This is a genomic window from Streptomyces fragilis (assembly GCF_003112515.1).
In the GTDB taxonomy this organism is placed as follows: Bacteria; Actinomycetota; Actinomycetes; order Streptomycetales; family Streptomycetaceae; genus Streptomyces; species Streptomyces fragilis.
This window is the reverse complement of sequence record NZ_BEVZ01000002.1, coordinates 1,171,422-1,183,845: the sequence shown is the minus strand read 5'-3', so window position 1 is coordinate 1,183,845 and position 12,424 is coordinate 1,171,422. Positions and strand designations below refer to the sequence as shown.

Below are 12,424 nucleotides of genomic sequence, written 5' to 3'. Positions count from 1 at the left end.
GGACGGCACTGTTGATCTCTCCGCGACTCGCACCTTCGTGCGAGACTGCGCCGACACGACTACGGACCAGTGGAGAAGCGTTGCGCAGGGTGGGGACAGTTCTGACGGTGTTCGTCGCAGCCTCCATGCTGGCTGCCTGCGGCACCGGCAGCAGTAAGGCCGATCAGGCGCCGGGCGGCGAGGCCGGAAAGACCTCTGCCGCCGCAAGGACCGCGGAACTCACTCCTGCGGCTGTCACTCGTGACATCCGCAGGGCCGTCGACGCCGGAGGCTTCGCACGGCCGCAGTTCGCGAAGCTGCCGCCGTCGGACCCCACTGGCCACTGCGTGGTGAACGCCAAGATCCGAACGGCGGACGAGCCGGACCAGTCTGCCGCCGAGGCGGTCGTCGCCGCGCTGAAGGAGAGCGGGTGGCGCAAGACCGGTGGACACTCGGGAGACTTCGGCGCCTTCTGGTACCTGCAGCAGGGCGAGTGGACACTGGACGTCATGACGGGCGTGATGACAGCGGAGGAATTGGCCGCCACCCAACCCGATGACCCGACGGCCGACACAGCCCAGGGATTCGCCGGACTGGTGCTGACGGGCATCGACAGAAAGTGCGCCGCTGTCGCCCTCAAGGGATCGGCCGAGGCGTCACCGAACTGAGTGTCCGTTGCGGATCACGAACATCGCGCATGGTTCCGGTCAGATGTCGGGCACGCTCACGGTCGGCCTGCAGGAGGCCATCGTGGGCCCCGCCCAACAGAGGGCCGAGGACTTCAAGAACTCGGTGGACGTGTGGAAGGGCGTGACCGGTGGAGTAATCGGTACCGGCATCGGCGTCGGCACCGTTCGCGGCCACCCCGGCCGTGGACACTGGCCGGTCCGAAACCGGGCGCGGCACGGGCGGACTGCAATGGAGAAGGACTCCGCCTACACGGAGAAGGCCGCGGAACTTGCCGCCCAGGCGTATCACGGGGGCACCGACGTCCTCTTCATGGCACCGCGTCCCAAGACCGAGGTGGAGGGCTGACCCTTCCCGCCGGCCTCCTCCTTCTTCCGACCGTCTCCCCGAGCGCTGCTCGCCCGGCACCCCTGCCTGGTCGAGAAGAAGTGGACGCAACCGGTTTCGCCCGGACGCGCTCAGCGCGACCGTCACCAGCGACGAGGCCGCGTAGGGCCGGTCGTTGACGTACTGCGCGAGCACCGGGTCCTGGCGACGCCGCCACCAAGCCACCGCCCGGCGATGCCACTACCGAAGAAGAACCAGCTCAGGACACTGATTCTGACTGGAGTACCAAGCCTGCCGTCGGCCGGATGTCAGTCAGCTGACGGAGGCTGTCGTCGCGGCCGCCGAGCCATTCTCGTGGAGACATCGAAACCGCCCGGTACCTGGGCGGGTCCACGAGGAGCGGACCATGAACACCATCGCGCAGCACTGGATCAACGGACAGTGGACCGGCTCCGGCTCGGTTCTGGAATCGATCAACCCGGCCGACGGCACCGTCGTCGGCTCGTTCTACGACGGTGGCGAGGCAGAGGCCTCGGCCGCCGTGGACGCAGCCGCCGCCGCGTTCACGACCACCGAATGGGCGCGCACTCCCTCGCTCCGGTCGACAGCACTCAGCAGGCTGGCCGACGCCCTCGAGGCCCGGGTACCCGAGGTCGCGGCCATGTTGTCCCGGGAGAACGGCAAGCTGCTGGGTGAGACCACGTGGGAGGTCAGCGGTGCGGTCGGGTGGCTGCGGTACGCGGCGGCCTCTACGCGCACCCAGACCGCCGGGCGCGCCGCCGAGACGGCACCCGGCCAGTACACCCACTCGGTGCCCGAGCCGCTCGGTGTCGCCGGGATCATCTCTCCCTGGAACTCTCCCATCATGCTGACCGTGCGGGCACTGGGCCCGGCGCTGGCCGCCGGCTGCACCGTCGTGGTCAAGCTTCCGGCTCAGACGGCACTGACCAATGAGCTTTTCGCGCAGGTCCTGGCCTCGGTTCCGGAGATCCCGGCGGGTGTGGTCAGCGTTTTCACCGAGTCCGGCAACACCGGGGCCCCGTTCCTGGTCTCCTCGGACAAGGTCGACGTGATCAACTACACCGGCAGTACGCCGGTCGGGCGCCGTATCGCGGCCGCGGCCTCCACCACACTCAAGCGGATCGGTCTGGAACTGGGCGGCAAGGCGCCCATGGTGATCTTTCCCGACGCCGATCTGGACATGGTGATCCCCACCGTGGTGCAGTCGCTGGTGCTGATGAACGGGCAGTTCTGCTGCACCGGCTCCCGTGTACTGGTTCACCGGGACATCGCCGACCAGGTGCGCACTCGGCTCACCGCCGCACTCGCGCAGGTGCGGCTCGGGTCGGGCGACGACGAGAAGGCCCAGCTCGGCCCGGTGATCGACCGGGCGTCCGCCCAGCGGGTGGACGCGATCGTCGAGGAAGCCACCTCGTACGGCACGGTGCTGCTGCGCGGCGGTGTGGTCACCGACGGCCCGCTGGCCGCCGGCGCGTTCTACCGGCCGAGCCTGATCGAGGTCGACCGCACCGACGTCCGGATCGTGCAGGAGGAGGTCTTCGGTCCGGTCCAGACGTTCGAGATCTTCGACGACGAGGACGACGCGGTGACCAAGGCGAATGCCACCATCTACGGCCTGGCCGCCTCGGTGTTCAGCTCGGACTCGATGAAGGCCCGCCGGATCGCCCGGCGCATCCGCACCGGCACGGTGTGGATCAACACCTGGGGAGCCATCAGCGAGGACTTCGAGGAGGGCGGCGTCAAGGGAAGCGGTTACGGCTACCTGTGCGGCCCGCGAGCGATCGAGGAGTTCCAGGCCCTCAAGGTGTACGTGGAGCAGGACCACACCCAGTCCGCGCACTGATCAGATCATCGCCTGGCCCGGCGCCCAACTGGGCGCCGGGTAGCCCTCCTCTGGCTGAGGAGCTTGCGGGAGCCAGGCACCAGTTGTTGCCGCACGGTCGTAACCCGCTGCGACGGGTGCCGGTCGCGCAACGCTTCGGGGCCGGCCAATGCATCGCCGGCCTACCCGCTCGGAACGGCACCATCCGAAGCATGCCGGCAAACGGATACCAGCAGCGGCTGGCGGTGAGCCATCTGGGCCCTGCGCTGCCCACCCGGCAACGGATGCCGCTGTTGCGCTCGGGCCGCCCACCACGCAGCGCCAACATCGCCTCGGTCGCGCAGGAACCGATGGAAGCAAAACGATACGCCGCATGTCGATTGGGAGTGGTCCATGAACGAGAGAACTGTTTCCGATGCCTACGGTGCCGACGATCCTGGACTGCCGAGTCCACCGGCAGTGACAGACATCCGGCACACGCTCCGGGCGCAGAGTCGGAACGCGTACGCGAACGCCGAACCTCGGCTTGTCCCCACCGTTCCGGCCGCCGTCCGGCGTTGGAAGCTGTGGCTCCTCACCGTGTGCGCTATCTACCCCACCATCGTCCTGCTGGGCCTGGCCACGAATCCTGTTCTGGAGGATCTGTACCTGCCGGTGCGACTCGCTGTACTCGTCCCGGCGGCGGCAGCAGCGATGGTCTGGCAGATCAATCCCCGACTGCAGCGGCATTTCGGAGCTTGGCTCACCAGATGACAAGCAGCCCGGCTCCGCCGCCGGTGTGCTCCGCGGTGCCCGCACCACAGACCACTACGCAGGCTCACGGCGCGAGTGCCGGATCGGCTGGCTGGGGCTCCTGGCCCTGCCGGAGGCCGGCCGCCCGTGGGTCTTCCTGGTGATGGCGTTGCTGGAGATGGCCGTGCCGCTGTATGCGGAGCGGGCCCACCCCTACTGATCGTCTTCGCCGCCTGGTGGGTGCACTCCGCGGTTCCCATCCACGGGCACCTCCGATCCAACCGGCGGTCCTTCCTCTGGGGCTACGGCCATTACCTGATCTTCGCCTCGGGTGCCGCGATCGGGGCCGGCCTGGAGGCCGCGGTGGAGCAGGCGGTGGGCGGGACGCACCTTTCGGCGCTGTCGGCGTCGGCAGCGGTGACGCTGCCGGCAGCGCTGTTCCTCCTCATGGTGTGGGCGCTGCACTCGCGCTTCCACAAGGTGGGGATCGCCCAGCAGTCGGTCCTGCCGGCCACGGCGCTGCTGGTGGTCGTCTGTATGTTCCTGGGTCACTGGGCGGTGCTCGCGGCGGGGTGGCGCTGGCGGTGGCGGTGGCAACCGGGGTGACGCTGACGGCGCTCGAGGCGAGCCCGGAGCGCGGGATGGGCGAGGAAGAGGAAGGCGTCGCGGTGCCAGTTCTGTGAACCGGGCGCCAGCCTGCACGGCGAGGCCCAGGGCGACTTTCTCCGGTACGCCTACGGCCAGCTCTCTTCGCCGGGCGGGGGACGACCGGCACGGTGATCCACGTGACCTTCGTGCTGTTGTTGCGGTGCGGCCACAGCGCCCGGCTGGTGTTCTGCATGCTCTTCCTCCGGGAGCTGCGGGTGCCGGCGAAGCAGATGGCTCCAGGCTCCGTTCGCCGGTGGGTGCAACAATTGCTGGTCAAGTGCGTGGCTGAAGGTTCGACTGCCTCGCGAGGCATAGCGGGGGACACGGCGGATGTGGGCGAGGTCAAGGACAGACATGGGCGTCGGCCCGACCGGACTGGTCGGCCGGGAGGGTGAGCTCGCCGAGCTCGCGGCGCTCCTGGACACGGCCGGGATGAACGGAGCCGCCCTGCTGCTCACCGGCGATCCGGGCGTGGGCAAGACGGCACTTCTGGACGCGACCGCCGAGCTGGCGGTGGCGAAGGGAATGCGGGTCGTCCGCGGGAGCGGCGACGAGTACGAGACGGACATCAGCTTCGCGGGACTCCATCAGCTCGTCGGCTCGCTGCCGGACGAGCTCGGTCGTCTGCCGCATTCCACACGGGAGGCCCTCGAGGTCGCCCTCGGTCTCGGCGCCGGCCCCGTGCCGAGCCGGATCGCCGTCCTCAATGGGGCACTGTCCCTGTTCGACGAGGCCGCGAAGGAGCGACCGTTGCTCCTCGTGGTCGATGACCTTCATGCCGTCGACCGGGCGAGCCGGGCCGCAGTGGGTTTCGTCGCCAGAAGACTGGGCGGTCGCCGCATCGGGCTGCTCGGAGCACGGCGAGAGGAGTCCGACGAATCCTTCCGGTCCACCGGTCTGCCGGAGCTCGAGATCGCGCCGCTGGACGACGCGGACGCCCTGCGACTGCTGTCCCGGCGCTTCGCCCACCTCCCCCGCCGGGTCCTTTCGACCTTGGCGCACGAGGCACAGGGAAACCCCCTGGCTCTGCTCGAGTTCGCCGGGTCCACCGCAGCGTCCGACGGCCAGCACGGCCAGGGGGCGGGGTGGGTGAGCGGCCAGGGACGGGACGTGCGCGCTCTGTACAGCGCCCGCGTCGGACGGCTACCGCAGAGAACGCGCGAGGTACTGCTGCTCGCGGCTCTCGAGGGCTCCGGCGACCTCGGCATTGTCGAGGCGGCCGGCGGAGCGGGCGGGCTCGACGGACTCGCTCCCGCAGAGCGCGACCACCTGGTCATGGTCGCGGAGAACGGCCGCACGGTGCGCTTCAGGCACCCGCTGGTCAGGTCCGCGGTGGTCGACGGTTCCACCGGCGAGCAGCGGCGCACCGCCCACCGTCGGCTGGCCGACGCGCTGGGCGACCAGCCCGAGCGGCGCGGTGACCACCTCGCGAGAGCCACGACGGCGCCCGACGAGGTGGTCGCCGCCGTCGTGGAGTCGGCGGCCCGCAGCAGCCTGCGACGCGGTGACGCCGACGGCGCGATCGCGAGGCTGCGGCGCGCGGCCGAGCTGAGCCCCGACCGAGCAGCCCGTAGACGCCGCCTGTCACAGGCCGCCTACGTCGCCGCCTGGGTCGCGGGCCATCTGGAGGTCAGCCACGAGATCATGCGTGAGGTCGAGGGCGATCCGGCTGCCCGGTCGCTCTCGGCGGCCGCGACGGCCGGCTTCCTCGTGCTCGTCACGGAAGGGGACGCCGACACCGCCCACACGCTGCTGATGGAGGCCATCGAGCAGGCGCCGATGTCACCCGGTCCGCCGTCCGGCGAGCTGGAGACCGCGCTCTTCACCCTCACGCTCGCCAGCCAGTACTCGGGCCGGCCCGAGCACTGGCACCCTCTGTTCAAGGTCCTTGCACAGCTTCCCGCGGCGTCGCCCGCCGCCGCGGCGTCCCTGGGGCGTGTCCACCACGACCTCGGCTCCGTCACCGACGGCATGCTGCGCCGCCTGGAGGAGGAGATCGCGCGACTGAGGGACCAGAGCAACGCCGACGTGGTCATCCGCACCGCCCTGACCGCCTCCTACCTCGACCGGCTTCCGGGCTGTCGCGAGGCCGTGTCCCGGGTGATACGTGACGGCGGCGCGGTGGGGTCGAGCATGCCGGCCCTGATGTTCGTCGCCCTGGACGACCTCTACACCGGCCGGTGGCAGCCGTCGGCCGACGCCGCGGACGAGCTCATCGCACTGTCCGAGGAGACGGGATACCACTTGTTCGCCCAGGTTGGGCACTACATCGCCGCGATGGCCGCGGCCCAGCGCGGCGACCTCGACGCGTGCCGCCGCCACTGCGAGGCCGTCTGGGGGTGGTCAGGGCCCAGGGGACTGCGGCGGCTGGAGAACTGCGCCCACCAGGCGGCGGCCCGGGCTGCCCTCGGCGCCGCCGACTTCGAGACGGCCTTCAGGCACGCCACGGCGATCTGCGCCCCAGGTGTGCTGCCGCCGTTCAACCCCGAGGCCGTGTGGTCCGCGCCGGACCTCGTCGAGGCCGCCGTGCGCACCGGGCGGCACGCGGAGGCGCGGCGGCACGCGGACGCGCTGCGCGACGCCGGTGTCGGCCACCTCTCGTCGCGGCTCGCGCTGAGCACGGCCACGGTCACGGCGATGACATCGGCTGCCGGGGACATGGTCCGGTGCTTCGAAGAGGCACTCGCGCTGCCGGGCGTCGAGCAGTGGCCCTTCGAGGTCGGCCATGCTCGTCTGGCGTACGGCGAGAGGCTGCGCCGTCAAGGGCTCAACCGTGACGCCCGGGTGCAGCTGGCCGCCGCCCGCGACCGCTTCGAGGAACTCGGGGCCCGTTCGTGGGAGGCCCGGGCCGCGGCGGAGCTCCGCGCCACCGGCATGACGCGGACCGGCCGGGGCAAGGCCGGTGAGGCCCTCACCCCGCAGGAGCTGCAGGTCGCCAGGCTGGCGGCGACGGGGCTGTCCAACCCGCAGATCGCGTCGCGTCTGTTCCTTTCGCCGCGGACCGTGTCGTCGCATCTCTACCGTGTGTTCCCGAAGCTGGGGATCACGTCGCGGGCCGAGCTCCGCGACGCACTGGAGGCGCTGCCTCCCGAGCCTTCGGCCACCCGGCTGTGAGAGCCACCGGTCGGGTCCCAGCACTGCCCCGGTACTGACGTAGGCGAGCCGTCGGCCGGATGTCAGTCAGCTGACGGAGGTTGCCGACACGGTGGCCGAGCCATTCTCGTGGAGACATCGAAACCGCCCGGTACCCGGGCGAGACCACGAGGAGCAGACCATGCCGTTCGTCACCGCCGGCGACGGAACCGAAATCTTCTACAAGGACTGGGGCTCGGGCCGACCGGTCATGTTCCACCACGGCTGGCCGCTGAGCTCGGACGACTGGGACGCCCAGCTGCTGTTCCTCGTCCAGCACGGCTACCGTGTCATCGCCCACGACCGCCGCGGGCACGGGCGTTCCGCCCAGGTCGGCCACGGGCACGACATGGACCACTACGCGGCGGACGCCGCCGCCGTGGCGGCGCACCTCGGCCTGCGCGACGTAGTCCACGTCGGCCACTCCACCGGTGGTGGAGAGGTCGCCCGGTACGTCGCCAGGCACGGTGCCGAGCGGGTCGCCAAGGCCGTCCTCATCGGAGCGGTCCCGCCGCTCATGGTCCAGACCGAATCGAACCCGGGAGGGCTGCCGGTCGAGGTCTTCGACGGCTTCCGCGAGGCCGTGGCCACCAACCGCTCCCAGTTCTACCTCGACCTCGCCTCCGGGCCGTTCTACGGGTTCAACCGCCCGGGCGCGGACATCTCCCAGGGCGTCATCCAGAACTGGTGGCGCCAGGGAATGACCGGCAGCGCGCAGGCGCACTACGAGGGGATCAAGGCGTTCTCGGAGACCGACTACACCGACGACCTCCGGGCGATCGACGTGCCCACGCTCTTCATGCACGGCGACGACGACCAGATCGTCCCGATCGCCAACTCCGCCGAGATCGCGGTCACGGTGGTCAAGAACGCACGCCTGAAGGCCTACCCGGGGCTGTCCCACGGCATGTGCACCGTGAACGCCGACACCGTCAATGCCGACCTCCTCGACTTCATCGAGAGCTGACACCGGGCCGGTACCGACACACAACCCGTCAGCACGGGACTAATCGGGCCGGACCGCGTGGCGTACTCGCACCACTCTCTGGGGTGCCACCGCCTGGTCTCGCGACAGCACCACCTACACGCCGCTCCGCTTCCCCAGGCAGTACTTCGACTCCGAGACCGGCTGCACTACGACCTCCATCGTCACTACGATCCGGAGACCGGCCGCTACACCTCTCCGGATCCACTCGGCCTCGCTCCGGCCCCGAATCCCGAGACGTACGTGCATAACCCGCTAGCCCTGTGCGACCCGCGCGGGCTGTCGCCCTACCAGCCGGGTGACGTACCTGGTCGTGCCTATCGGGGCATGCAGATGGGTGAGGACGGCCTGCCGGTCGAGGGGCGCAGTGCGAAGCAGCTCGCCGTCCGACTCGAGGGAGACCCAGACGTGCACGTGACTCCCGAAGGCACCGTCAAGCCGGGCGAGTGCATGTCGGCCGCCCACAATCCCGAAGGACTTCCGCAGCACCGCCGACCGGTCGCCTTCGGCGGCACCGGCAAGAACATGGACATGTGGTCCATCAACCCGCGCGACCTCCCCGAGGGACTCAGGGCAGTGGTGGACCACGGCGCTCACGTGACCATCCGGCCGGCCCGCGAGATGCTCGAAGAATTCGAAGAACTCCTGTCCTCGACTCGAGGACTGTGGAGTCGAGTTGTCCAGACTGAGTGGCACGGAGCGACCATGGAGAAGGAAAACGTGAGCGAGCGGCTACCGCTGTCCCGGACGATGGCGGACTGGGTGGATTGGGACCAGGCCGCCTATCTCCTGGGCGTGAGTCTGGGGGCGCTCTCCCCAGACGTCCCGTTTTCGGAGAGCAAGAGCCTTTTCTGGACGGAGGGACCCGTCTCGCGCGGTCTCCATGCCGCTCTCCTCGCACTCGTTGAGGCGGGCCTCATCGAATCCCGCGACGACGATGAGCAGTTCCGCTGGGCTGCCTCGTCCCTCCTGAATGATTTTCCATGACCTGTGAGGGCGCACGTCATCACCGCGGATTGGGACGTAGACCGCTCTCGGCTGGAACCATGTCCGCCGTGACTCTCTCGGCCTCTCGTAGAGCCAGACTGGCCACTCGGAAGACCCCGTAGTGCTGTCCTTGCCGTTGATCTCATCCGCCCGGGTGAGAGGGCAATGGCTCACCCCCGCAGACTTCACGGTCGGCGCTGACACCAAGACGCTTGGGCTGACCCTGTAGGTGCCGGATATTGCATCCGCGCTGCTCACAGCCCGGTCGGAGGTCAGCGGTCCCCAGCCGGCCAACCAGTCCCCTAGCACATAGAGAAGAACTGGATGGAGCTGCTTCGGTCGGCTGCGAAGATGTCGGGTTGTGGTGTTCCGACTGCTCTACCTGACCGTATCGACCCTCTTCGGCCTCAGACGACTGTTGCCCACAAGGGATCAGGCGAAAGATATGGAGATCCTAGCACTCCGTCACCAATTCGCCCATAGCGGTACAAACTCCTTGACCAGCTCTGGCCTCCAGGAATGAGCCCGTCTAGCGTCCGCAATGATCATGGAGGTCCGCACCCGCACCGTGCACATCCTCGGCGTCACCGCTCACCCCACCGCTGCCTGGACCACCCAGCAGGTCAGCCAGCTCATGTGGCACCTCGGCGACCGGGCGGAGCGCTTCTCCTACCTGATCCGGGACAGAGACACCAAGTTCACGGCCGCCTTCGACGCCATATTCGCCGACGAAGGGATCGCCGTGATCAAGATCCCGCGGCGCAGCCCCAACTGCAACCCGCACGCCGAACGGTTCCTACGCTCCGCACGCCAGGAGTGCACCAACCGGCTGCTGATCCATGGCCGCGGCCACGCCGAGAAGCTGTTGCGCGAGTATGCCCGGCACTTCAACGAACACCAGCCCCACCAAGGCCGCGGCCAGCTCGCACCGCTCGACGACCCCAACGTCATACCTCTACCCACGCCTTGCATCCAGCACAAACAGACCGTCGGCGGCCTCATCAACGAGTGCCGCCGGGCAGGCTGACCACTCGGTAAAGCTCCTGGTCAAGACATGTGAAGCGGTTTTTGCGGCAGTACAGGCGGTTTTGACGGACCGCGAGGCGTCCGCTGTACGGACGGTGCCCACGCCCGTCCGTACAGCGGGCACACCTGCGTACGGCAAGCCGCCACATCACAGGCCACGAGGGCTGTGGCAGCCGCTGCAGGAAACCGGTGGGCGATCGTCAGACGACGGGAGTCTTGGTGATTCTCAGGTCGTAGGCGAGGGCGTTGTCGCACTGAAGGGGTGCCCTCTCGCCGAAGGCCTTGATGGTGAGGCGAGTGCTGATGTCCTGATGAGTCCCTGTCGTGACGATGCGATACCCCGCGTCGTACATCTCGTCGCTGTACGGCGTCGGTTCGCCAACAAGGGCGTAGCGACCGTGGACGACGGCACTGCTGGCGGACTCGACACGCCCGTCGACAGGCGAGATGGGCACCACGGTCCGGATCGCGCCATGACTGAAAAGCTTCTCGGGCTGGGCAGCGCCCGCGTACTCCGACTCGGCGCTGCTGATCACCACTTGGGTGTGGTTGCCGTGCACGGAGTTGCTGTACAGCGACACATATACGGTGTCGTACCGCTCCAGCTGCGCGGTGCACTCCACCACATGCCCCTTTTCGTAAGTGGTCACCGGCTCGGTGCCCGAAGCCTGCGGCGCTGCTTGTGCGGCCCCCGTGAGGCCGAGCGAGAGGAGCGTCGCGCACGCCCCAGCCACTGCACGCATCCGGCTTCTGGTCATGAGCAACTCCCCCATAGTGTTCAACGCTTCACCCAGGTAGACGATCGGCGGGCCGTGAAGTTGTAGAGCAATGAGATCTCAACTGTGTAACGCGGCAGTTAGTACTCCAGTTGGCCGTCGACTCAGAACGGAAATGCTGTGCCTCTCCCGGGGCCTGTCCCGGCTACTTCCCTCCACGCCCGTGAGGCCTGACACAGGTATGCCCGTAGTGCTTCAAAACTCCTTCACCACCGCTGGCCTTGACTCACGTCCTCGCGTGGTTGGCCCTGATGTGTCGGACCTCGGCCGCGAAGAACACGGAGATCCTGCTCCTCCGGCACGAGGTCGCACTGCTGCGCCGACAGATCGCAGTTCCGAAACCGAGCTGGCCGGAGCGAGCCCTTCTCTCCGCACTCACCCGCCTACTCCCCCGAGAACTGCGTGAGCATCGCATCGTCTCCCCACGCACCCTGCTCGCCTGGCACCAGCGCTTGGTCGAGAAGAAGTGGACGCACCCAGCGACGCCAGGGCGCCCGCCCATCTCCGCCGAGCTCCGCAACCTGATCATCCAGCTCGGTAGCGAGAACGCTCGCTGGGGCTCACACCGCGTGCATGGCGAGGTGCGCCGCCTCGGACACAAGGTCAGCGCCGCGGCTGTCCGCCGGGTTCTGCGCGAAGCCGGCCTCGGCCCCGCACCACGCCGCCATCCCGCCCGACGCGAGTGGAGCCAGTTCCTCAAGTCCCAGGCTCGTGGCCTGTTGGCGACGGACTTCTTCCACCTCGACACCATCGGCCTGCAACGCCTGTACGCCCTGTTCGTCATGGAGGTCCGCACCCGCACCGTGCACATCCTCGGCGTCACCGCTCATCCCACCGCCGCATGGACCACACAGCAGGCCCGGCAGCTCATGCGGCACCTCGGTCACCGAGCGGACCGATTCACCTACCTGATCCGCGACAGGGACACGAAGTACACTCCCGCCTTCGACGCCGTCTTCACCAGCGAGGGCATCACCGTGACCAAGACTCCTCCACGCAGCCCCAACTGCAACCCACACGCCGAACGGTTCATACGCTCCGTACGCCAGGAGTGCACCAACCGGCTGCTGATCTACGGCCGCGGCCACGCCGAAAAGCTGCTGCGCGAGTACGCCCGGCACTTCAACCAACACCGGCCCCACCAAGGCCGCGGCCAGCTCGCACCGCTCGACGACCCCAACGCCATACCTCTACCCACGCCCCGGATCCAGCGCAAACAGACCGTCGGCGGCCTCATCAACGAGTACCGCCGGGCAGGCTGACCACTCGATAAAGCCGCTGGTCAAGCCTGTGCGGCGGTTT

The 12,424-nt window shown here is 68.7% G+C and carries 10 protein-coding genes and 2 pseudogenes; 11 read left to right on the top strand and 1 reads right to left on the bottom strand.

The window, feature by feature from the left end; all coding sequences use genetic code 11:
- Positions 1–107: 107 nt before the first annotated feature.
- The 10 genes and pseudogenes from Sfr03f_RS07225 to Sfr03f_RS07180 all read left to right on the top strand — a co-directional run bounded on the left by Sfr03f_RS07225 (position 108) and on the right by Sfr03f_RS07180 (position 10,347).
- Positions 108–647, top strand: a complete 540-nt coding sequence (locus Sfr03f_RS07225; RefSeq protein ID WP_159105577.1) for a hypothetical protein — start codon at positions 108–110, stop codon at positions 645–647.
- 43 nt (positions 648–690) lie between these two features.
- Entirely contained in the window at positions 691–1,014 is a 324-nt protein-coding gene (locus Sfr03f_RS30530) for a hypothetical protein (protein ID WP_170145021.1), read from the top strand.
- 385 nt (positions 1,015–1,399) lie between these two features.
- Entirely contained in the window at positions 1,400–2,857 is a 1,458-nt protein-coding gene (locus Sfr03f_RS07215) for an aldehyde dehydrogenase family protein (RefSeq protein ID WP_174721539.1), read from the top strand.
- A 372-nt stretch (positions 2,858–3,229) separates the two neighbouring features.
- Positions 3,230–3,589, top strand: a complete 360-nt coding sequence (locus tag Sfr03f_RS07205; RefSeq protein ID WP_108952821.1) for a putative antibiotic biosynthesis monooxygenase — start codon at positions 3,230–3,232, stop codon at positions 3,587–3,589.
- A 55-nt stretch (positions 3,590–3,644) separates the two neighbouring features.
- A pseudogene (locus Sfr03f_RS07200) lies at positions 3,645–4,251 on the top strand (low temperature requirement protein A); the annotation flags it as partial.
- A gap of 319 nt (positions 4,252–4,570) precedes the next feature.
- Positions 4,571–7,330, top strand: a complete 2,760-nt coding sequence (locus tag Sfr03f_RS07195) for an ATP-binding protein (RefSeq protein WP_245967439.1) — start codon at positions 4,571–4,573, stop codon at positions 7,328–7,330.
- A gap of 160 nt (positions 7,331–7,490) precedes the next feature.
- The gene (locus tag Sfr03f_RS07190) at positions 7,491–8,315 is read left to right on the top strand and encodes an alpha/beta fold hydrolase (RefSeq protein ID WP_108952819.1); all 825 of its coding nucleotides are present in this window, start codon (positions 7,491–7,493) and stop codon (positions 8,313–8,315) included.
- A 43-nt stretch (positions 8,316–8,358) separates the two neighbouring features.
- Positions 8,359–8,627, top strand: a pseudogene (locus Sfr03f_RS31100) (RHS repeat-associated core domain-containing protein); the annotation flags it as partial.
- A 33-nt stretch (positions 8,628–8,660) separates the two neighbouring features.
- On the top strand, positions 8,661–9,320 hold the full coding sequence (locus Sfr03f_RS31095; protein WP_245967516.1) for a Tse2 family ADP-ribosyltransferase toxin: 660 nt from the start codon (positions 8,661–8,663) through the stop codon (positions 9,318–9,320).
- Between the two features lie 541 nt (positions 9,321–9,861).
- A complete protein-coding gene (locus Sfr03f_RS07180) occupies positions 9,862–10,347 on the top strand; it encodes an integrase core domain-containing protein (RefSeq protein WP_245967438.1) in 486 nt (161 codons plus the stop codon).
- A 199-nt stretch (positions 10,348–10,546) separates the two neighbouring features.
- Here Sfr03f_RS07180 and Sfr03f_RS07175 read toward each other — a convergent pair whose 3' ends face one another.
- Positions 10,547–11,104, bottom strand: a complete 558-nt coding sequence (locus Sfr03f_RS07175) for a hypothetical protein (RefSeq protein WP_159105576.1) — start codon at positions 11,102–11,104, stop codon at positions 10,547–10,549.
- Positions 11,105–11,343: 239 nt separating this feature from the next.
- On the opposite strand from Sfr03f_RS07175, the gene Sfr03f_RS07170 reads away from it, so the two are divergent.
- Positions 11,344–12,384, top strand: a complete 1,041-nt coding sequence (locus Sfr03f_RS07170; RefSeq protein WP_245967437.1) for an integrase core domain-containing protein — start codon at positions 11,344–11,346, stop codon at positions 12,382–12,384.
- The last annotated feature ends 40 nt before the right edge of the window (positions 12,385–12,424 follow it).